The sequence below is a fragment of the Aminobacter sp. HY435 genome, assembly GCF_027568395.1.
Lineage (GTDB): Bacteria > Pseudomonadota > Alphaproteobacteria > Rhizobiales > Rhizobiaceae > Aminobacter.
In genome coordinates, this window is sequence record NZ_JANKZL010000002.1 from 128,489 (window position 1) to 149,137 (window position 20,649).

The window sequence follows — 20,649 nt, forward strand, 5'->3', positions numbered from 1 at the left end:
CTAGCCGGCCTAACTGTTCGGCGGCCAGCCGGCGTTGATGTCGATAGCCGCAAGGGCCGTCTTGTCGAGGGCCGAGGCGATGGCGCTGGCCAGAACGTCGAAGCGGTCAAAGCAGGCATCCACATGGCCAAGCATCGCGTCAGAGATTGCAATGATGGTCGTGGCGTCTACAGCGGTGCGGGTTCCATCGGCCGCCACCCACTTGGTCGTAAAGGCTGGGTCTGCGTCCGCCTTGATGCGGGCCCCGGTGACCATCAGCTTGGAGCGGTCATCGGTGTAGATCGGGAAGCCACCGACCACGATACCGCCCGTTTCGACCGCCCAACGCTTGGCAGCAAGCGCGACAAGCTTGGCCGCGCGGAGGTCCTCAAGGCTCGTCGGGGGTGGAGTGTAGACCCCACCAACTACCGTGCCCCCCGCTTCCCACTCGGGTTGCGCTATGGCAAAGGGTACTTCCGGCCTGTAACCTATCTCTTCCCCGAACTCCGAGAGTTCCTCCAGATAGAGAATGGTCCCCTGGTCATCCAGCTTGGCAAAGTACACGGTCATGCTACTGCCTCTTGCGCCCGTAAAGATTAATGTCAGCGGTAATGTTCCCCGCTGATGCAGCTAATCTGATGTTGTTTACCGCGCTCGCTGTCACGATGTAGCCGTTGGCAGCAAGGTTGCAGACGAACGACCCTGAGAACCAGCCAACACTTTCGTCAAACTGGAACATGGTGCCGTTGCACACGAACCGAATGTTTCCGCGAACGGCCCCAGTGGAAGTATTCTCGGAGTCGTTCGTCAGGGCGAAGGCGACCGCATTTGCCGCCGATTGGGAGCTAAGCGCATTGCTGCCGGAACTGTTCGCCGCAACACCTGCGTAGTTGTAACCGGTCGCTATGTAGGACGAGCCATTGTTCAAACTGACAGTCATATGCAACGCGCTGCCAGTTGTTGCTGGATGGGCGCGTGAGACCACCATATCAAACACTTCGTAGCCATCTGCAATGAACGCCGCCAACGAGATGCTGAGACTAGCAGCGTTAGTCGCGCTGAAGGTTCCGAGGAACTTCATGTCCGGCTGCGCCCACCCGGGGGCGGTGACGGCATCGTTCTGGGTCAGAACAGCTCCAGCCGTACCCTTAGGGAGACGTGCGGGAATCTTCGTGCCCGAGTAGTACGGGATATCACCCTGGACGAACGGGAGTGCCCCAAGGCCGCTCGCGGTGATTTCGACCCACGACTGCCAGGTAGACCCCGTGTACCAGCGATGCCGCCTGTATACGCGGGGACCATTGGCCTCGAAAGCAAACTGGATGTTCGCAAGGTTTGTGGGGCCTGCAATTGCCTGCTGGATCACCATTGCATAGAAACTGCCCGCAGCCGGTGCGTTAGCTGAGCCGTCTACGGCAAAATACCAACCGCTATCTAAGAGGGTATCCCAATCATATGTGCCGCCTGCCTGCTGCTTGCCAAGGCGCTGGTTAAAGCCCAACTCAAGGTTGGTCTTCATCTGAGCAAGCGTAATGTTCTTGCCCAGCCACGCAGCGGCGCTGTCCGCGACCACGAACTTGTCGGCATCTACAAGCGTGGCCTTGCTGCCGAAAGCGTTGATCGCAGCCCCGATGTTCGTGGCTATATAGCTTGCCGCCTTGGCCGCATAATGCAGCGCCGAGCGGAGAGCCGGAAAGCCCGTGATCGGTTGATCTTCAGCCTTGGTGGCAAACTCTTGGGCAAGCGCAGCCGACGCCGTTGCGCTGTTGGCCTGCGTGGTCGCAATGCCGCCCTGCGTCGTGGCGATCCCGGCTTGGGTTGTCGCTGTGGTCGCCCCTGTGGTCGCAATGCCAGCCTGAGCGGTTGCTGTGGCCGCCGCCGCCAAGGCCGCATCCATGTATCCCTCAAGGGTGTTGACGTTGGGGCCGAACGTAACGTTACCCTCCGCGTCCCACACGAGGGTGTCCCCGGCTGCGCCGACCTCAATGGTGCCCCCAGCTTGGAAGTTCTTGGTGAACCAGCCACGGGCCAATATGTCGGCCGCCTGGTCTGTCGCCTCCTGCGCCTTGTAGAGCGGCTGGAGGACGCCAACGTTGAGGTCTGCACTGTCCAGGTTGCCGGGCTGGAAGTTGGTGAGTGGCCCGTCTGGCGTTTGCCGCCTGCGCTCCACCACAGTGCCCACACTCGGGGCCCCCGCTACAAGCTGGACTTCGCCGTCCGACAGCCATGTGTATTGATTGGCCGCAAGGAGGACACCGGCCACGCTGACCTTGGTGTGCGTCTTGTCGAGATACGGAAACGGCACCGAGAAGTTTGCAGTGCTTCCCGATGCCGTGCTCCGTGCGATACTGGAGACCAAGTGTGCTCCTTCCGCTAGAGGTTGTCGCCTACCTACAGGCTGTTAAGGTCCACGCCGAAGCTGGTGCCCAGTTTCTTCATTGGGGTGTCTGCCCCCGCCGCCTGCCTGTTGGCCTTCCACTGGGCTCTCGCCTTGAGGTCGGCCGCACGGAACGCATCCCGTATCACAGGGTCACGCTTCAGGAGCTTCATCGCGCGGGTGCGGTAGGAGTTGACGATGGGGTGGAGCAGCCAAAGCTTGGTGCCCTTTACGTCCATCGCCCCATCGGGAGCCAACTGGTAAGTCTCGGACGCCATGCGCTTGGCAATGAGCGTCTTGAGGGCTGGCCCCTTGGGAGGATGACCCGCCCACTTCTGGTATTGCTCGTAGGCGTTGGCCCCGTCTGACAGCGTGATTTCCCTGAGGTCCACACCGTCATGGTTGGGCTGGGGGGCGCTGATGGCTGTGCCCGTCTCCACAAGGAGGCGCTGCATTTCCCGGTCCACAATCTGGTCCTCATCGCTGGACCACAGACCTTTGCGGGCCCGTATCGGATCACCCCAAGCATCGTGCCTTGCGGGCACTGTCTCGGAGAGCCCCGGCACGGTGGCCAAGAGCTTGTCCGTAATGTCCCGAGCTTCCCGGAGATACGGGTCGGGGTTGGACTGGCGGAGCAAGGAAGAGTACGGGATGAAGCTTGCAGCCGTGCCGCCCGCGTAGCCCGTCGCCTTGCTCTCGGGGTCCATCATCGCATCCATCATCTGGCTCACCCCGAGCAGGTAGGTCTTGGAGGTGAACTGCTTGGACATGGCGATGAGGAGGCCCCCGACAGCCGCCGAGAACTCTGGCGTTTCCTCGCCGTTGAGTGCCTCGTAGGCGTCCATAAGGTCCGCGATGATGCCCATGGGGACTGCCACGGGATCGTATCGACCCCATGGGAGGTAAGTCTTGGAGCCGTCCTCGTTGACCGACACCACGGAATACTCACGCCACCCCGTTGCGAGGAGCGCTTGCTTGGCCTTGTAGTCACGCGGACCGCCCCCCGTGATGGTGCCCTGAGATACCATGAAGGCAGCGGACCCCATGAAGAGCCCACCCATCATCATCTGGCCGGTGGCCTGGGCCTTGGCTTCAGCCCCCATAGCCCCGCGCAGCATGTCCCGATATTCGGTCTGCGCAACGTTGAGGATGGGGGTCATCTTCCAGCCGTACCGGATGACGTTCGTAGGGGTCTTCACGAAGGGGAGCATGAGGCGAAGGCCCGGGTGGGCGTTGACCCCTGTCTGTATCCATTTGCCGAGGGTGTTGGGGTTAAGCTCCTGCTGGAAGGTCGCGATGTGCGCCTCCCGCAGTGCAACCGCGTCGGTGCCCCTGCCCATGTCATCAAAGGCAACATCAAGCTTGGACTTTACGGCCGCCCGCACATAGTCCTTGAGGGCCTTGCCCGAGAGGCCTGCCTCAGCGGCCTCATCCATAGCCTGGACGTGAGCGTTGGCCATGACCTTCGAGCGGTAGACCACCTGCTTGACCATTTCGTCGGTCGTGCCGAGCACCCGTGTCGGGAGCCCAACGGGCAGCATGGCCACCTTCAAGGCATTGTTGAGGATGTTCCCCGGATTGGTCCACGGCTTCCACCCGCCAGTCGCCGCCCCCAAGGCCTGATTGCCCGCGTAAAGCTCCGTCCGGTGGGGCGCAATCACGCTGTCGTTCTGGAGGAAGGCTTGGCGGGCGAACTTGAAGCCGTCCACGAAGGCGGCCCCGAGGTAGGTGTATTGTTTGGTGCTCTCACGCATGATGCGTTGGGCAACCACATCGCCCCGCATAGCGCCGCCTGCCGAGCCCAGCATCCTCTCAAGGGGGCGAGCGCCCACCATGTAGGAGTTGGTCACGAGGTTGACCACCTGCGTAGTCCACCCGGAGACGAGGCCGTTGATGCGGAGGAACATGGCGAAGTCCACGCTCTTCGACCACCACCCCGGATTGACCACCTTGGCCATGTTCTTGGGGTTGCCCCCGGTTGCCAATAGGACATCCGTAAGCTGGTCGGCGTTCATGGAGTTGAGCCCCTCGACGGCCTTGGGGTCCACCTTGAACTCCATCCGCATGCGCCTCATCGACCGACCAGAAGCCGCCGTCATGCTCCTTGAAGCCCCATAGACAGAGGCAGCAAGGGACATACGCTTCTTGAGTTCCATCTGGGCGGCCTCGCGACTGCCGAACGCCGAATAGTCGCCCAGCTTGATCCGAGCGGCCAAGGCATAGGTGTCCTGAAACATGCGATTGGAGACCAGATAACCGGCCTCCATCTTGGCGACCATGGAGCTGGCCTCCTTGCCCGCCTGCTGGACCATCCCGATGACCTGGGCGGGGTCGGCATTGTAGAGCTGGGCCATCTGGTGGGCGACCTTGGAGAGCTTCTCATCGGTCACCACAGCGCCGCCCTTGAGCCTATCCAGGCGCTCCTCTGCGACATCCACGACGCGGGCCATGAAGTCGTCCACGTCGCTGGGCATGTTGAGCTTGGCGTAGGGGACCCCCTCACCTCTCCCGAAGACGTGCCCCCCCTCAATCGCCTCATACCAACCGCCGTGCTGGCTGATGGCATCGGCGTCGGCTTCGAGACCCTTGAGGACCTCCTCGGTGTTTTCGTCGGAGAGCCTGATGCGCGGCTGGGCGGGACCCGTTACGACTGCATCGGCGGCTTTGGCGTCCGTGGTGGAGGCGACAATCTGCGGCCCACCCACGGCCTCCGCCATGGCGGCATCGTGCTCAACTCGGGATGGGCCATCGGGGATGCCGCCCGCTGACTCAGGGGAGCCCGTAGAGAGGCTTTGTGCCTCCGCTAGTGCCACCGACTCATCCACCACCATTGGCCCTGTAGGAGCCTCTGTGCCCGGCTGTGGGGCAAGCTCTTCGGCATCCTCTAGGGCCTGTCGCTCCATGGCCGCAGCCTTCTCCGCCTCAAACTGGGTAATCTCCTGCCCGGCCTTCTCGGCATCCCCCATGCGTAGCCACTTCCACGCCTTGGTGGAGGACACGAAGGTGCCCAGAATGGCGGCATCAAGCCCAATGCTCTCAAGGGCGGCCTTAATGCGGCCCTCTGCGGCGCTGTCACTGGGGTCGGCTGCAAGCCAGGCATTGACCGGGTTGGCCATGGGCGTGTTCTGGATGAGATTGCTGAGGCGCTCCTCGTGGGGATCGAAGGCGATAGCCCCAGCCAGCGCAGCCTTAGCCGTACCGGCCGCCACGGGGAAAGCCTCACGGGCAGCGGTGAGCCCCTTGCCAAACCAAGGCAGGGACTGGGCGACCTTGGTGGCCTTGCCTAAACCCACCATCGCCAAGGCAAACTGACCGACACCCGAGGAGAAGCCGCTAAGCATGCTGCTCTCGTCAAGCTGCTTATCGCGGGCCTCAATGGCGGACCTGAAGTTGGACTTCTCGCCCTCTACGGGTTCACCGAAGAGGAAGTCCTTCGTCTCGAAGACGGACTTGAGGGCTCCCGTCATGCCCGCCTCCATGACAGCCGGGGTGCCCGCAGGTGCTAGGGAGCCTTCCTGCTGGGCGAAGGGGTCCTTGCGGGTTGCCTCCGAGAGGGCCCGCACCCCAGCCTGTACGCCCGGGTTGTCCGCGAAGGACGTGCTCACGGGCTCCTGCTGGGGTGCCTGCTCCTGCTGGACCGGCGCTTGGGCTGGGGCTTGCTGCTGGCTCTGGCGGATACGCTCATCCGCACGCTTCATCAGAGCCTCAAACTCTTGCTGGTCCATCAGGTTCCTTTCTGGTTAGACCCCCAGCGCCGCGTATACTTCGGCTGCGCGGGCGGAGGATCGGTTACGCCCTACCCCCGCATAATAACTTCTGCCGGTACGTGGGTTGGGCAGCGCTGCCCACTCTTGGCTCAGCCGCAGAGCGAATTGGCGCTTGGATAGGCGGCCGGCTTTGTAGAGCTGGTAGCCCCGGCGATTAAGGAGGGCCAACCCAAGGCGGTCCTGAAGCTTTCTGTTGAACGGCTCGTTGCCACTCAGCTTGAGTTCCCGCTTCAAGCCGCTCAGGGTCTCATACACGATCTGGTATTTGCCAACCGCCGTGCTCTCCACCCCACGCCGCCTTGCGACAACCTGGGTGGCGAGTATCTGGTTGAGGGTGAGCTTCGACAGGTCGCGAGCGTTCCCCGCGTTCCCGGCAATGGCGTTGTAGTTCCCGGCCGCCTCATGCCCCCCAATGAAATTGAGGATGCGGGCTGCCTGCTGGTCACCATCGGGAAGCTGGGCGCTGCCCTCATACTCGGTATCAAGCGGGTTGCCCTCAAGCGCATCGTCAAGGAAGGCCAACGCGGTCTTGCTGTCAAAGCCCCGAGGCCCATCTTTGGCGCGTGCAACATCCTGCCGCCCCATGTGTTCCCCGATGGCAGCCTTGGCCCAGCCGGGCAGGCTCTCCTTGCCGTAGCTCGGGCCCCATGCCCGCCGACCGCCTTTGTCCAGGTGCAGGCTTGTGGCGTACACGCCGATGCCCGTGAAGCCCTTCTCGGAGGCCATGCGGATGAGGTTGACACGCTCGGCCTTGCTCAGATCGGACACGTCAATGTCCACCGCGTTGCCGTGTTTGTGCTGCGACTTCTTGGCCCCGCCCGCCTTCTTGTTGCGGGCAGCACCCCGGAAGCCCGAGACGATGGGCAGTGAGCGGCCCCACGCAGTCTGAAGGTCCTCGACCCCCGAGACTATCTCCGGGCGGAGGTTCTCCAGATCGGGCGAGTAGCCGCGCTTATCGGAGGACACAAGGGCCGCAAGGCCCCTGCCCGGTGCGGCCGTGAGGGCTGCATTCTGCGCCTCCGCACCGCCGCCCGGGGTGTAGTTGATGGGGCTGGCGCTAGCGGGGTCTTGGAGGACGAACTGGTCAACGAACTGCTCAGGCGTCAGGCCCATCGCCTTGGCCCGTTCCTCCATGGCTTGGCGCTGGGGAGCCTGGAGCCCATCCAAGAGGTCCTGCGCCTCGCCCTGCTTGTCGCCCATGGGGTCGGCTTCAGGTTCGGCGCTGGGCTCCTCCACCTCGGGGACCCCGGTGCCGTCCGTGAAGGGGTTGTCAAAGCCGAGGTCCTCGGGTCGGCTGTAGGTCCCCGAGTTGAACTCCATTGCGTTCGGAAGCTCAATGCGGTCCATAAGATCCTTGCCGATCTTCGACACGGCGTCCTCAAGCTCCTGTGCGGAGGCATCGGGGTTCTTGATGACCCAATCCTGGACCATGCGGCGGAAATCGTAGGTGGCCTCAAAGCCCTCGTTGGACATGCCGCTGATGGGCTCGCCGCTCATATCCGAGATACCCTTGGTGCGAACGTCGAGCATCTTCAGGATGTTCTCAGCGGCGGGGTTGGTCAGGGCGGCGGTGATGCGGTCCTTGTTGTCCTCGTAGCTCTTCGCGAAGGCGTAGGCCTCACGGACATCCTCAATGCGCCCAAAGACGCCAGCCGAGAAGGCCTCTTGAACAGCCTTCGCTCCCTTGCCCGAGAGGATGTCCGCGTAGACATCGCGTATCTTGGCGGGGTCGGAGAAGCCGCGCCCGAGAGCACTGCGCCACTCCTCAATGCGAACCTTGAAGGTCGGGTCCACCTCACCCAGCTTGAGGACGCCATCAGGAATTGGGGCACCCGGGTTTTCGGAGAGTAGCTCAATGGCCTGCCGGTGGGCATCGTCCTTGCGCTTCTCCTCCAACGCCTTCTGCTTTGCGGCATCTTCGGTGAAGTTGCGCCGAGCGATGACCTCAAGGCTGGCCTCGGTCTCCAGCTTGACCTTGGCACCGTAGGGGCTTTCCCCATAGGTGTAGTCCTTGCCGGGGACCTTCTGGTCAAACCAAGCGAGGAGGCCCGGGTCGCGGGTGGCAAGCACCTTGGCGGACATCGCGTCAACCATGGTCTTGTCGAAGTCTTCAGGCTTGCCACCAGACGCCACGAAGGCCGCCCGCTTCTCCTCGATCTTCTTGAAGACCACCGGGTAGTTGGTCCCCTCCTCTGTGGAGAGGCCCTCCCGGTTTAGCTCCTCAATGTCCTGGTTGGCTCCCGCCACGGCTGCATCAAGGGACCCCTGATAGGTTTGCTGGTGGCGGTACTCGGTATAGCGAGCTTGGCCATTCGCGTCAATTTCCTTGATGTGGGGCATCAGGCCCCTAAGGACCTCGGGGTCTTCGCTATTGATGTTGGAGGCGAGGAAGTCAGCCACGAACCTGTCGTAGGCCTCGGGGTCATCCGAGTTCTTCCCATCCCAAGCGTCGAACGCAGCGTTGAACGTGGAGCGGAGCTTGTTGCCCGCCACGTTGCCCTGTGAGTTCTTGAAGCCCTTCACAAAGGCCGGGCTGTAGTGAGCCGGAAGTTTACCCGAGCGAACTGCCTCAGCGATGTCCCCGGAGTTGTCATCGTAAAAGGCCGCCTCGCCCCGGATACGATCCTCCTCCGCCTGCTTCTCGGCCCGCCTGTCCATGAACTGGCGCAAGGGCCGATCAATCTTGGCGAGAGCATCGGCAAAGTCTGCGAGGGCAGGACGTGCGGGTTGCACGTAGGTGTCAACTTGGCGAGCCTGCGGCTGTAGAAGCTCGGTGCTCATTCGCATGTCAACCGGGGCGCGAGCCATATGGGCCTCCTTTAGGCTACCATCTTGTCGTAGGTGTTATAGCCATCCAGCATGGCTCCCCCGATGCCCGCCACAAGGCTAAGGGCACTGGGCCGGGGTGCGGAGTTGATGCGGCTCTGGGCGTTGGACCGCGAAGCCTTCTTCTCCATCTGGAGCTGGGCTACGGTCATCTTGGTGTTCTCGAACTGGGTCTGGCGATTGGTAGATGCCCGCCGCCTGATGCCCGCCACAAGGTTGCCCACGCTGATGCCGGTGACGTTGGCAGTGGATGCAGACACCTCCACCTCGGCCACCTTCTCGGCTTCCTCAAGGTTCTGGAGCTTCTGCTTCTGTGCAAGTGCGTCGGCCTCCTGTATCTGGCGGAGGGACGCTTGGTTCTGGTCATTCTCGAAGGCCTGTATGGCATTCTTTTCGACCGCCTTGGCTTGCTGCTGCTGGGCTGCAAACTGGGCAACCGACTGTGCAACGCCAATAGCGGCCGACATGACACCCATGGTCACGGGGTCAAAGCACATTGCGTCTCCTTACGTAGCGCAGGAAGGGCACCCGAGACCCCGGAAAGGTAACGGTGCGAACCTTCTTGAAACCGAAGTGCTCAAGCCAGCGGTGATGCACTGTGTTCTTTGAGGAGGGGTAGGCCTGTAGAACAGGGGCAAGCGCCGCTATGGGAGCCCACTCGTTGGCGGAAAACTCCCGGTGAATGAGGGGGGCAAGGCTGAGGTCATAGTCAGACGCAACAAGCCACAGGGTCCCCATGTCGCCGTCCACGTTACAGCCCCACAGAAGCACACACCCCACCCCCGCAATCGACAGGGCCCGGGCATAGTGGCCCGGCCTGAGGACGACCGGGAGGAGGTCACGGGGGTGACCCCCGAGCCCGTCTTGCCACTCTTGGGCATCAGCCTCACGTATTGGCTTGGACAGGAACTCCTGGATATGCTCCGAGGTCATGTCCTCCACACGCATCACTTCTGGCCCGCCTTCCCGATGGCCGTGTAGTCGTAGCTGGCACTCTGCCAGTGGGATGGGAGGAAGCTGTCGTTCACGAGGGTAATCTCCGCGTTCTCCGCCAGCTCAGACACCGAGGCGGTGAGCTTGTCGGTGCCGATCACGGGGGGCCCAAGGTCAGACCCCGGGAGACCCGCTGTGCGGCCTTCCCACCCATAGGAGCGCGTGGGCTTGTTGGGGGTGGCCACCTCAATGCGCGTGTAGCCGGTATCCGCGAACTCGACCGTATAGGTGTTCACGGTGAGCCGGTCGGCGTCCAAGATGCCCTTCTCGTTGCGCACGTAGAAACGGCTATCCAGGCGACGAGCCGAGATACGTTGGCCCGCATAAAACTTGTAGCCGGTCAGGTTGCCCTCTACGGTCACCGTGTAGTTGGTCACGTCGGTGACCTTGAACTCCCGGCCCCGCGAGTAGCCGCCTGGCTTGTCCTCACGCACGATCACGCGGAGGTCGGGGCCAGTTGGCTTGTAGGGTAGCACGAAGGCGGTGGTGTTGGTTCCAGCCATGTAGGCCAGCCCCGTCACCTGCGCCTCAGAGACCCGCATGTCCAACCTTGTGGCGTACTTTGCGCCAGCTACGGGGTCCACAACCTTTGGCGTCAGGTTGAACTTGAGGAGAGCCACACCCTCCGGGCGCTGCTGGAGGATACGCAGCTCGTTGTTCCGCAGGCTTGCCCACAGGATGGGCCCACCGGGGATACGCCACTTGTTCCATGCGCTCTGGAGGAACTCATCCTGCTGGACCAAGAGGTTGTACAGGAAGATGGCATCGGGCTCTCCATCGCTCACCACGAACACGCAGCCATGGGTATCCGACCCCGCCAGCCACCGCACCCCGGAAGGGATGTATTTGGAGACGTGGGCGGTGACGAGGATGTCGCCTCCGGGCTTACCCGTCTGGAAGCGAACCGACCGCATGGTTGCATAAGGTCCGACATCCGTGGGGAAGTAGAGGTAGGACCCCAAGGCCAGCGGGTTGCAGCCCGTGGAGTATTCGTAGGCCGTGCTGGGTGGGGCCTCCACCGTGTCCTGCTTAAAGGGGTCTTGCCCCGACGACACCCGGAACTGCGCACGGGTGGCCCACAGGAAGAGGCTCTCATCGATCTGGACAGCAAAGTCCATTTCGGCGGCACCTCGGGAGGTCCCTGCGGCCACAAGCGCGATGTCCACCGGGGCCGTCGCTAGGACGGTCTGCACGGTGTCCGGGAAGTAGGTGAAGGGGAACCGGGACTTGGACCACACGGCACCACCGCTGTAGAGCAGCCCGAGCCGGTTCTGGTGGTAGAACACGTCCCGTATCTTCTTGCCGACGAAGCTGGGGTCCTTGGCGCTCTTCTCATCACCAGCAATGCGGGTGCTCCAGTCGCGGCTCCCATACGTAAAGGCATTGGGGCCGGTGAGCGTGAAGGTGTGCGGCATCGTGGTTTTCTTGAGGGTGGTCTTGATGCCCGGCTGGACGATTTCCATCCAGGTCCCCGTGGCGGACGGGCCTGTAAAGCGCACATAGAAGTCATCGACTGCCGTCCGGCTCTCGCCCTGCACCGCAATGGTGAAACCATCAAAGCCACGTGCCGGCAGCTTGGAGTAGGCCGTCACGCGGTCCTTGAAGCCATAGAGGTATTCGTCGCCGTTGCCGTCAACAGTCTCAATGTCAAAGTCCGCGTTGTCGCCTCGGCTGACCTTGAAGGATGACCCGGATTGGACGGCCAGGTAGCCGCTATTGCCGTTGATGTCCGCACGCAGATCATTGGCGATGGCCAAGGAGTTAGCCTGCTCCCACGCATCCGAACTGCCCGAGGGCGTCGTATATGAGGCGGTCAGCGCGGCCGGGCCAGAGAGCTTCACTTGGTAGAAGGTGTCATAGGCTCCCGAACGGCAGAACACCAAGGCTGCTGGCTGCACTGCGGGGGATACAATCGCGGGGTCCATGATGGGGGCCACATCGCGGTTGATGATGAAGGTTGTGTCCTCGACCACCTGCGCCCGGAACTGGTCACGGGGGGACAGCGCAGAGGCATCCAAGTAGCCGTCCGCGTTGCTTCCCGTTATGGCCGCGTCAACGCCCGTGTCCAGGTTGATGCCGAACGGTGCCGCATTGTAGACCCCAATCGCGTAGTTCTCTTCCCCTCGAATTATCTCCGTGAAGAAGGCACCCGTGAGGACCCTTGATGGCCACACCTTGACCACCTCCGCGCAGGGCCGAGCACCCGCCCCATCAGCCACCGAGTTGAAGCAGTCGAGCTGGTCCTCGCACTGGGTATCACGGCGCTGTTGAGCAGCCTGCTGGCTGACACCTTGGATAAGATTGGGGACGGGCTGTGTGGCCATATGGGCTCCTTAGCGTCTGCCCATGCGGGCGAAGTGCGGGCTTGTCTGTTTGAGGTCCGTATCCCCAAGCGCAGTGTCTTCCTGCTCCAGCAGGGACCTTGCCCCCAACACCAACTCCTCGGTGTACTTGAAGCTAGACCCGACAGGCAGGCGTGGGAGACAGAAGCGGCGTGCTGCCATGGCGGTGACGTAGAAGCGCCCCGCAGGCGTCAGCTCTGCGAACTCAAGAGCCAACACGAGGTTGACCTTGACGGCCTCCCCGATGTTGTAGGTGCGCTTCTTGGGATCGTAGAGGCGGCCCTCACGCGGCACCAAGCGGTTCTTGCTGGAGTACCTGTAGGAGGTGACCTGGAGCGTGTTGCTCGGGAGGCTGACCTCACCCGTGGGCTCGGGGTCCAGCGTCACCTCACGCTCTGTGTTGAACTCCCAGCCCTCCATCTGGACTTCGCGGGAGACATCATCAATGGCCTTCTTCGCCGCCGCCGCGTCCTCGTTGAGGTCCACCGTAGCGAGGGACGTAACGGAAGCCACGCGGATGGCATTAAGCAGGGTGTTCACGGCATCCAACAATGTGGACGGCGTGGTGGGGGTCGTGTCGATGGGCATAGGGTCTCCTTGGGAGGGTGGTGACTACGGGGTGTTCCTGTGTGGCTGCTGGCGTCCGGGCTATTATAGAGCCTAAGGCATAAGCCGTGCGGGATTGGGCTTTCCCCTTTGGGTCACCACCCACCTAAAGAGACCCCCGGTGCGAGAGGGAGGACTAACACCGGGGGCCCGCTTAGCGACTAACCGGGAGGAGGACGGTTAGGCGCGAACTGCCGTGGCCAGTTCGAAGGATGCTTCAGGGCGAAGCACGTCGTGGCCGTTGAACTGCGAGGCAATGATGATGGTGCCGAGGCGTTCTTCCTGGTCCTTCATCACGATACGCATGGCCTTGCGCTCCAGGGAGCCAACCGCCATCTTGGTGGACACGTGGCCGACCGAGGTGGTGAAATTGCCCTGATACTTGGCGAGGCCCGTGGTGATGTTGGTCTTGGGGAGATGGTTCGTGCCCTTGACCGCGAAGCCGACAACCTTGCCCAGCTCACCCTCAACGCGGTTGCCCGAGCCAGCCTGCGGGTTGGCCGCAGTGCCGTCAGCGGCGAAGCCGAAGTTGCGGGCCAGCATGAGCACCTGCTGGTGCGGAAGCATGCACACAGGCTGCTCGCCGGAAATCTCGTTGACGAGCAGGTATTCCTTGGCCGCCCAGAGGCCGCCTTCGAGTTCCGCCGCCGAGGTCTTCATGTTCGCATGGAAGGCATAGCCCGGTGCAGGCTGGCCCTGCGGGACATCGGTGGGGGTGTTGCCGACATAGTATTTGCGCGATGCCAGGATGTGCATGATGGCCACACGGCGGGCCTGGAGCGAGCCGAGGGACTGGCCGAGCTGCTTGGCGTAGGGCTCGCGCACCGAGAAGTGCGCAATGAGTTCGTCAATCTCGGGGATGAAGACGGCGTCATAGACCATCTTGTCCAGCGAGATTTCAATCTCATTGCTCTCGATCTTGCCGCCAAGGATCAGCTCGCCGGCTTCATGCTCGGAGGCATCACGCTTGCGGCCGATAATCGGGAAGGTGTCGCTCTTGCCCTGCGTGATGTTCTTGACCCAACGCAGGTCCATGTAGTCCATGGTCTCATCATAGGTGTTGATGACGAGGCCGCCAAATTCGGTCAGGAAGAGTGCGCGATCATCGCCAGTTCCGGCCTTTTGGCCAAAGCGCGATGCGGCATCTGTGTACTCACTCATGCGTGTGGTTTCTCCTTGAAGTTGCCGCTTACCGTTGTGGTTGCCTCTATGGCGCGGCGCATCTGTTGCTGTTTGACTTCCCCGAGGTGATGGCGGAGAAGGTTTTCGACGGTGAGGACATCCGCAAGAGCGCCTGCCGTCCACTCGTAGAAGGGCCCACCGTTCGCGGTGCGCACCTTGATGTTCCCAACCTTGACGATGGCGTGGAACTTTCGCAGGACACGGGGGTCCTTCTGGCCCAAGCTGCAGCGGGCGTAGATGCGTGCCCGGTTGCCTGTCAGCCAGTGGCTACGGAAGTTTGAGGTGCAGCCCTCGCCGTCAAAGAGCCCGCAAGCCCATGCGACGTTAAGCGCGAACTCTTCAGTCACTTCCAGAAGGTCGAAGCTGCCAGCCGCTTGCGCACAAGATCAAGCTGGGCAACGCGATCACCGGGAGCTGCCCGCTGGGCTTCCTTTAGGGCCGCCCGGTGTTCGTCCCCATTGGCGAACGGCTTGACGTTGCCGGTGCCTCCGGGATTTTGTGCCGCCTGGGTGGTCTTGGCGGGGCTTGCCGGGCGCTTGGTGGGGAGACCCTTGCGGACCTCTTCACGCTTGGCCTCGGGTGCCTTGTTGCCGGCCTTCTCCCAACGGGTATTGAGGAGTTCAAGGGCTTCTTCAGCCTCCGAACCGCCTGCCTTGATGGCCGCGTTAAAGCGGGCCTTCTGCTCAGGCGTGTAGTTCTCCTTGGCCCACACCTGTTTCTGGGTGTAGACCTCCTTGCCGCCGACGCGGGTGTAGAAAGCATCCTCGTTCTGCTGGCGTAGCGCGAGCTGGCCCTTGATGATGCTGTCGGCATAGGTCTTCGAGACGCCCATGCGATCCTTGAGCCAACCGTAGGTCGCCTCGTTGAGCACCGGGGTGCCGCCCTCCTTGGCCGCATTGGCTGCGACCTCGGTGGTGAAGGCATCCATGTTAAGCTCGGAGCCCTCCTTGAAGTAGCGCTCGTCAAACTTAGCGCCAACCTCCGTGTTCTCCGGGTCCCACTCACCAAGGTCCGAGTTGTCGCCCTCTGTGGCTTCCGTCTCGCTTGGCTTGTCGCCGCCCTCGTTGTCTTCCTCGGTGGTCTCCTCGGAGTTCTCCTCCTTGGGCTTCACCTTGTCCAGACCGGTGGCGGTGATTGAGCCATCCGTTTCGAAGTCGATGCCCTGCCCGCCGTCTTCCGTGGACTTGACCTTGTTGCCTCCGCCACGGACGGCATCAAGGCTGTCTGCCCCGCCGCCGCCCACGCTCAGCTCAAGGCGGGAGGGGTCCACGCTTGGTTTGGTTCCGTCTGTGTCTGCCATGTGTGTCTCCCTTTCTACTGGAGCGTTTGGGCTGGCTGCTGGGCCATCGCATCAGCGAAACCCTTCACGGCCGGGCCCGTGGCCTTGTCGATAAGCTGGCCCCCAAGGGCCTCCTGCTTCTGCTGCTGGATGTCTTCGGCCACCTGTTGGTCTGACTTGATGAGGCCATCAGGCTTGACCCCACGCAGGGCCGAGAGCCGCCTTGCGAAGTCGCCCGCGCTAAGCTGCACTTGGGCGGCCTGCGGGAAGAACTTGACGGTGGTCCCGACCACTTCCACGAGGTTGTCCGCCTCGGTGCTGTCGCCCAGCGCGTCCTTGCCGGTGATGACCTGGACCTCCACAACGCCCTTCGGCAGTTGGGGAAGCCTCGGGTTCTCTTCCTCATTGAGCCTTACGGCCCGCATGATGATGACCCGCTGGTTGCCTTGGGCGATCTGCGTGTAGAGGCCGCCGAGGGCCTTATCCAGCTCCTGCCCGAGCCGACGCACCTCCTCCGCCGTGACGCGTTCGCCACTGCGCTGGACCGAGGACTGGAGCAGGAAGGCTGCACTAAGCCGCCTTGCCGCCGCCTCCTCACGGGTGCCCACGAAGCTCAGGTCCGCCGTCTTGTCGGAGCGGAAGACAGAGAGGTCCTCAGCCTGCCCGGAGAGGATGGACAGGTTCTTGGCCTCACGGACCTGCTTGATGCTCGTCTGGGAGCCAGGCTTGTTGAAGATCAGGGCGAGTGCCGCAAGGGCCGCACCGTCGTTGCCTGCGGAGGCCAAGGCTTCAACCTGATAGAGGTCACCCCGGTACTGCTCGCAATAGCCTTGACCCCAATCCTGCCCCCAGACGGGGATGAGCCACCCGGCGTGCATGGGTGGGGTCTCGTAGTCCGTCTCCACGTGGGTGTCCGGGAGCACATGGCCCTCCCACTCTTCCCAGTAGAGCCAGACCTTCTCACCATCTTCGGCAAGGGAGAGCTTCTGGACGGAGTAGATGTCCACCTCACGCTCCCACTCAGCCTTGTCCTTGAACAGGTCGCTTGGTGCGTGGGCCATGATGAGGTCCACATGGTCTTGGTCCATGCCCTGAAGGTTGACCGTTTCCTTGTGGATCACCAGAAGCTGCTCACCGGCCTTGTCCCGCTTGACCACATAGGAGGGGGGGCGGTGGGCGGTGGGTGAGGAGAGCTTCAGGTGTTTCCATAGACCATTGCCACCCACGAGGAGTATCTTGAGGTACTCCACATAGGCGGTCTCAATGGGTGTGGTCTGGAGGCGTTCGCGGTGGCTCAGCTCCAGGCGGGAGAGAGCGGTGTTAAGCCGGGTCCATAGCTCAGGGTCCTTGTCCACCTCCTCCTGCACCATGTACTCAAGAGCCTTGAGCCGCATGATGGGTTGGTTGGAGGGGAACGCCATGAACATCAGGGCGGAGGCCAGCGTGTTGAGGCACTGGGCCCCAATCGACTGGTTGTTGCCGGGGATATCGTCGCCGGTCTGGTAGCCATCGGGGGGGAAGACAGAGGGGACCGTAAGCTCGGCCATAAGCCTGCCCATGTCCACCACAGCTTGGCGCTTGGTGGTCAGACGGTTGTAAACGTCTTCGGCCTTTACGTCTGTCCCGAGGCTATACTTGGTGATGCCGTCCGTGTCGTCCGCCACCTTGGCGGGCTACTCCAGGTTTAAGCCAGTGCCCGAGGCACCAGCGCCGCCGTCCGTAAGGGAGCGGTCAACGCGGAGGTCTGGCACGCCGCCGAAGAGGGCTTCATCCTCGGCAGCACGGCTTGCCCCAATCTCGTCGGGTTCCGCCACCTTCTCGGGCTGCGACATTTCCTTCGCGACCGCTGGCGGCTTCTGTCCAAAGCACATTCTTGTTGTTGTTCCTTCTAACGTGCGGGCTCGCCATCCAAGATGGGGTCGCCCTCTTCGGGGTCCGTCCGCACCTGCTCGAAGCGGGCGCGAAGGTTGGCCACGAACTCCACCATACCGGCGTACCGGAGGTGTTCCTCAACGGTGTCCGCCCGGCCAAGGCAGCGCGGGGGGTAGAGGCGTTCCAAGCGTTCGATCTGCTGGCGCTCAAGGACCGGCAATTCGGGGAGCACATCGTGGCCCGAGAAGGCGGCCTCCATGGCGCGGGTCACATGGTTCTGCGGTTTGGCCTGCATTAGGCGAGCCCCCTTTCGCGCGTGGAGTAGCCCACGAGTTGGCCCGTATTGGCCTCCACCTGGACCGCTCGGTCGTCGTAGAGTTCGACCATATGGAAGTCCTTGACGTTGGTGGCCTTGAGTTCGGGAAGACCAGCCCCCAGAAGCCAGTGGGCAAGCACATCTGCAAAGTCTGCCGCTGTGTCGCCGTACTCATCCATCCCGGCCGACATGCGAGCGGTGAAGATGCGGACCTCGTAGCCCTCGGCCAGCCAACCCTTGATGCGCTCCACCATGGGCACGATAGGCTCCCCGATGTGGGCTAGACCCCGCCACCCATCGTAGTGCGCAAGGGTCCCATCAAGGTCCACCCCAATCCAGCCTTTGGCCGTCATGGGAAGATGTCCACGAAGGCGATGGCGGAGGCTGGCCAGACACGCAGGCGATCAGGGCGGGTTTCGCTATAGCCGTTGCGGAGTACCTTGTCAGCGAAGGCCGGTGCCTCTGCCAAGCCCACAGTGTCATCAAAGGTGAGACCATTGTGCAGCCCCACGACCACCCGGGCATCCACCGGCTTTGGTTTGCGGTCGGGGATAACCTTACCCAATACGGAAGTCCTCAGGCTTGCCCGCACGCCACCAGTCAGGATCATCCCTCAGGTAGCGGTCGTACATATTGGCGTAGCGGATGACCTTGGCGATATCCTCAAGGCCGTTCTTGGCGTCGTGCCGACAGACGTACTTGACGATGTTGCCTTGGAACCAGTCCAGCTTGTTCTCCCCGATGAACCGGATGGGTTCGATCTTGAAGCGGGCATAGTGCGGCGGCAGGTTGACCATATCGACGCCACGGGACTTGGCCGTCATGACATTGAGTGCAACGGCTTCCTCGTGCTTGGTCATGGCTTCGTCTAGCCCAGCATCGGAGGGCACACCGGCATCCAGTGGCCACTCCAGTCGGGTCAGAGAGCGCTTGCGGGCGGGGTCGGGCATACCTGCCTTCTCCCAGTCAAGAGGCTCCATCGTCCTCGTCTTCTCCATCAATGAGTTCTTCAAAGACCCGGTAAGGGGCCTCGTGGTCCGACAAGACTTCCATCGCAAAGTCTTCCTCGCCGTCTCTGGCTTGGTCGAACAGGTGGCCAATCTGGGTGTCCAACGTCATGGCCTCCGCAAGGGTCTGGCTGCGGCCATAGGTTTGATAGGCGCGGTCCCCACGGCTGATGAGCACGTGGAAGTTCTGGTAGCGCCTGAAGGCACCCCATACGGCGGGCACCAGCCACTCCTCGTATTCTGGCGTCATGTAGACGATGCCGAGCGGGAGGGGGCTGTCGGTGATGACCCAATCCACCTGGCCCTCCAACCGACGAAGGCGGCGGTCCTGCTCAGCAAGGATGGCAAGCTGGTTTTGGAGGAGCCCAAAGTTGCGCTCATATGTCGTGTCCTTCGCGAACTCGGTGACCAACTCCACCCTGTATCCGAGGTTCTTGAGCAGGTTGAACAGGCCAGCCGCAAGGGTGGACTTGCCCGCACCGGGGCCAGCATAAAGGTTCACAACCTTAAGGTTGAGCATAGAACTCTCCATGGTTTTGACGGCGGAAGCTCTCCGCAATTGCCGATGCCTCGGCCACCGTGTCGTAAGTCCCGAGGCGGTGTGTATGCCCGTTGTGTGTCACGGCAGCATAGAAGCGTCCCGGGGTTTCCTGGTATACGCAACGGGGCAAGACTCTCCGGGAGCGCCTAGAGTTCTGCATGTTCTGCTGGTGGGTGGCGGCCCTTAGGTTGGCCCCAGCGTTGTTCGCGGGGTCCCTATCTGCGTGGTCTACCTTGGCTGGGAGGGTCGTATGGATTAGCGCGTACTTCAGCCGGTGGTAGTCTAGCCGCCATTCGCGCCCAAGGGCTCGGCCTAGCCATACACTGTGGTAGTGAGACCCACAGGTTGGCGTGACGGCCCTACCGTTGGAGACACGGACAACCTCTTCACCCTCTAGCCGAAATGCAGATAAGGCTAACTCTAGGACTGCCTGATTTGGTCTGGTGTCCATAGCGTGATGCTCTGGGTTTCCCTGTCGTAGTCCTCATGCTGGAGGATGTGGGCGAGCCGAGCGGTAACCAGCGCTTCGGCTTCGCCTTGCCCGCCCTTGCGGTAGTGGCTGACCACCATCGCCCAGAGGTCCCGCGTGGGCTCAGAGACCCACTTGGTCGTGGAGTTGCCCTTGTTGACCCCGCGAGTGATGACGCCCTCCTGAGGGGTCAGCCTTACGGGATTGTTGAGCAGCTCCTCGGCCCGCGTCTTGCCGATGCCAGGGCACCCCGGATAGCCATCCACCGCGTCACCCGTGAGTGTCTGGAAGAGGTGGAAGCGCTGGGCCTCCCATGCGGTGGTCTCCCAGACGACAGGCTTGCCCCGGGGGTCCAGCTCCTTGAGGACGTGGTAGGAGCCCGGCAACGTGCGGTAGTCCTTGTCCTTGCCCACGAGGATGCGCTTGCCGGGGAAGTCCTGTGGCTCCGTATTCAGGATGCCAAGCACGTCGTCCGCCTCCAGGCTGGGCCAGTGGAAGGCGGCGTACTTCTCCCGCATGTAGTCCTTGAGCTTGTCCAGAAGGAGCGGCCGGGCGGTGTCCTTGCGGTTGGACTTGTAGGCCGCGTAAAGACCCCGCCGCCAGTTCTCCACCGGGTCGGTCAGGACGATGCGGTAGTGGGTGGCCGAGAAGAGCTGCTCAAGGCCGATGATGATGTTATCCACCACAGCCTCCCCCTCCCTCCGATTGGCGAAGGGGGTGACGAAGCCGAACTCATCCTCGTGTATCTTCTGGACAGCGGAGGCGGCCGTAAAGGCTACCACGTCGCCGTCGATGAGGAGGGTGACTTCGGTCACTTCCCGGTCTCGCACTCCGAGGCATCCTCCACGAGGCGGAAGATGATGGTGAACTCGGGGCTTGACCAGATGTCCGTGAGGGTCCCGATGTCGGGCGTAAGGCCATGCTCAATGAGCGTCCCTTCGCCAGCGCTTACGGCAAACTCGTACATTCTCATCGCGTCATGAGGTCCTTGTGCTGGAGGGCGTAGAGGCCAGCGGCCGTAATGCGCCATCGGTTGCTATAGGCGGACCCATCGGGGTCCACGTTGCTTATCCACCCACAAGACGCCGCAAGG

Annotated in this window: 19 protein-coding genes; all 19 read right to left on the reverse strand. The window is 62.4% G+C overall.

Annotated elements, in window-relative coordinates; genetic code table 11:
* Positions 1-9: 9 nt before the first annotated feature.
* Positions 10-549: a DUF4376 domain-containing protein gene (locus PCJ21_RS03195; protein ID WP_269929939.1), complete on the reverse strand. Its 540-nt coding sequence runs from the start codon at positions 547-549 to the stop codon at positions 10-12.
* A gap of 1 nt (position 550) precedes the next feature.
* Positions 551-2,338, reverse strand: coding sequence for a phage tail fiber domain-containing protein (locus tag PCJ21_RS03200; RefSeq protein WP_269929940.1), 1,788 nt, complete (start codon positions 2,336-2,338; stop codon positions 551-553).
* Positions 2,339-2,370: 32 nt separating this feature from the next.
* Positions 2,371-6,081 (reverse strand): hypothetical protein, encoded by a 3,711-nt coding sequence (locus tag PCJ21_RS03205; RefSeq protein ID WP_269929941.1) that lies wholly within the window; start codon positions 6,079-6,081, stop codon positions 2,371-2,373.
* A 15-nt stretch (positions 6,082-6,096) separates the two neighbouring features.
* Complete coding sequence (locus PCJ21_RS03210) at positions 6,097-8,904, reverse strand: D-Ala-D-Ala carboxypeptidase family metallohydrolase (RefSeq protein ID WP_269929942.1); 2,808 nt, start codon at positions 8,902-8,904, stop codon at positions 6,097-6,099.
* A gap of 38 nt (positions 8,905-8,942) precedes the next feature.
* The gene (locus tag PCJ21_RS03215) at positions 8,943-9,446 is read right to left on the reverse strand and encodes a virion core protein, T7 gp14 family (RefSeq protein ID WP_269929943.1); all 504 of its coding nucleotides are present in this window, start codon (positions 9,444-9,446) and stop codon (positions 8,943-8,945) included.
* A gap of 450 nt (positions 9,447-9,896) precedes the next feature.
* Positions 9,897-12,266 (reverse strand): phage nozzle protein, encoded by a 2,370-nt coding sequence (locus PCJ21_RS03220; protein ID WP_269929944.1) that lies wholly within the window; start codon positions 12,264-12,266, stop codon positions 9,897-9,899.
* 9 nt (positions 12,267-12,275) lie between these two features.
* Entirely contained in the window at positions 12,276-12,872 is a 597-nt protein-coding gene (locus PCJ21_RS03225; RefSeq protein WP_269929945.1) for a hypothetical protein, read from the reverse strand.
* Between the two features lie 198 nt (positions 12,873-13,070).
* Positions 13,071-14,051: a hypothetical protein gene (locus PCJ21_RS03230; protein ID WP_269929946.1), complete on the reverse strand. Its 981-nt coding sequence runs from the start codon at positions 14,049-14,051 to the stop codon at positions 13,071-13,073.
* On the reverse strand, positions 14,048-14,419 hold the full coding sequence (locus tag PCJ21_RS03235) for a hypothetical protein (RefSeq protein WP_269929947.1): 372 nt from the start codon (positions 14,417-14,419) through the stop codon (positions 14,048-14,050). The genes PCJ21_RS03230 and PCJ21_RS03235 overlap by 4 nt, the downstream gene beginning before the upstream one ends.
* Entirely contained in the window at positions 14,416-15,372 is a 957-nt protein-coding gene (locus tag PCJ21_RS03240; protein ID WP_269929948.1) for a hypothetical protein, read from the reverse strand. Before PCJ21_RS03240 ends, PCJ21_RS03235 begins: the two co-directional genes overlap by 4 nt.
* Positions 15,373-15,386: 14 nt before the next feature.
* Complete coding sequence (locus PCJ21_RS03245) at positions 15,387-17,015, reverse strand: portal protein (RefSeq protein WP_269929949.1); 1,629 nt, start codon at positions 17,013-17,015, stop codon at positions 15,387-15,389.
* A gap of 224 nt (positions 17,016-17,239) precedes the next feature.
* Positions 17,240-17,518 (reverse strand): hypothetical protein, encoded by a 279-nt coding sequence (locus PCJ21_RS03250; protein WP_269929950.1) that lies wholly within the window; start codon positions 17,516-17,518, stop codon positions 17,240-17,242.
* On the reverse strand, positions 17,518-17,793 hold the full coding sequence (locus PCJ21_RS03255; RefSeq protein WP_269929951.1) for a hypothetical protein: 276 nt from the start codon (positions 17,791-17,793) through the stop codon (positions 17,518-17,520). The genes PCJ21_RS03250 and PCJ21_RS03255 overlap by 1 nt, the downstream gene beginning before the upstream one ends.
* A 95-nt stretch (positions 17,794-17,888) precedes the next feature.
* Complete coding sequence (locus PCJ21_RS03260) at positions 17,889-18,104, reverse strand: hypothetical protein (protein WP_269929952.1); 216 nt, start codon at positions 18,102-18,104, stop codon at positions 17,889-17,891.
* Positions 18,097-18,519: a DUF3310 domain-containing protein gene (locus PCJ21_RS03265; protein WP_269929953.1), complete on the reverse strand. Its 423-nt coding sequence runs from the start codon at positions 18,517-18,519 to the stop codon at positions 18,097-18,099. Before PCJ21_RS03265 ends, PCJ21_RS03260 begins: the two co-directional genes overlap by 8 nt.
* On the reverse strand, positions 18,506-19,066 hold the full coding sequence (locus PCJ21_RS03270; protein ID WP_269929954.1) for an AAA family ATPase: 561 nt from the start codon (positions 19,064-19,066) through the stop codon (positions 18,506-18,508). Before PCJ21_RS03270 ends, PCJ21_RS03265 begins: the two co-directional genes overlap by 14 nt.
* Entirely contained in the window at positions 19,053-19,538 is a 486-nt protein-coding gene (locus PCJ21_RS22100; protein ID WP_442865949.1) for an HNH endonuclease, read from the reverse strand. Before PCJ21_RS22100 ends, PCJ21_RS03270 begins: the two co-directional genes overlap by 14 nt.
* A complete protein-coding gene (locus tag PCJ21_RS03275; RefSeq protein WP_269929955.1) occupies positions 19,508-20,371 on the reverse strand; it encodes a hypothetical protein in 864 nt (287 codons plus the stop codon). The genes PCJ21_RS22100 and PCJ21_RS03275 overlap by 31 nt, the downstream gene beginning before the upstream one ends.
* Entirely contained in the window at positions 20,368-20,523 is a 156-nt protein-coding gene (locus tag PCJ21_RS03280) for a hypothetical protein (protein WP_269929956.1), read from the reverse strand. The genes PCJ21_RS03275 and PCJ21_RS03280 overlap by 4 nt, the downstream gene beginning before the upstream one ends.
* Positions 20,524-20,649 lie beyond the last annotated feature (126 nt).

Coding starts and splice junctions, on each gene's coding strand:
- PCJ21_RS03205 (WP_269929941.1), bottom strand. CDS start 6,081: ATGGACCAGCAAGAGTTTGAGGCTCTGATGAAGCGTGCGGATGAGCGT.
- PCJ21_RS03265 (WP_269929953.1), bottom strand. CDS start 18,519: ATGGAGCCTCTTGACTGGGAGAAGGCAGGTATGCCCGACCCCGCCCGC.
- PCJ21_RS03250 (WP_269929950.1), bottom strand. CDS start 17,518: ATGCAGGCCAAACCGCAGAACCATGTGACCCGCGCCATGGAGGCCGCC.
- PCJ21_RS03255 (WP_269929951.1), bottom strand. CDS start 17,793: ATGGTGGAGCGCATCAAGGGTTGGCTGGCCGAGGGCTACGAGGTCCGC.
- PCJ21_RS03225 (WP_269929945.1), bottom strand. CDS start 12,872: ATGCCCATCGACACGACCCCCACCACGCCGTCCACATTGTTGGATGCC.
- PCJ21_RS03195 (WP_269929939.1), bottom strand. CDS start 549: ATGACCGTGTACTTTGCCAAGCTGGATGACCAGGGGACCATTCTCTAT.
- PCJ21_RS03210 (WP_269929942.1), bottom strand. CDS start 8,904: ATGAGCACCGAGCTTCTACAGCCGCAGGCTCGCCAAGTTGACACCTAC.
- PCJ21_RS03270 (WP_269929954.1), bottom strand. CDS start 19,066: ATGCTCAACCTTAAGGTTGTGAACCTTTATGCTGGCCCCGGTGCGGGC.
- PCJ21_RS03220 (WP_269929944.1), bottom strand. CDS start 12,266: ATGGCCACACAGCCCGTCCCCAATCTTATCCAAGGTGTCAGCCAGCAG.
- PCJ21_RS03215 (WP_269929943.1), bottom strand. CDS start 9,446: ATGTGCTTTGACCCCGTGACCATGGGTGTCATGTCGGCCGCTATTGGC.
- PCJ21_RS03240 (WP_269929948.1), bottom strand. CDS start 15,372: ATGGCAGACACAGACGGAACCAAACCAAGCGTGGACCCCTCCCGCCTT.
- PCJ21_RS03280 (WP_269929956.1), bottom strand. CDS start 20,523: ATGTACGAGTTTGCCGTAAGCGCTGGCGAAGGGACGCTCATTGAGCAT.
- PCJ21_RS03230 (WP_269929946.1), bottom strand. CDS start 14,051: ATGAGTGAGTACACAGATGCCGCATCGCGCTTTGGCCAAAAGGCCGGA.
- PCJ21_RS22100 (WP_442865949.1), bottom strand. CDS start 19,538: ATGGACACCAGACCAAATCAGGCAGTCCTAGAGTTAGCCTTATCTGCA.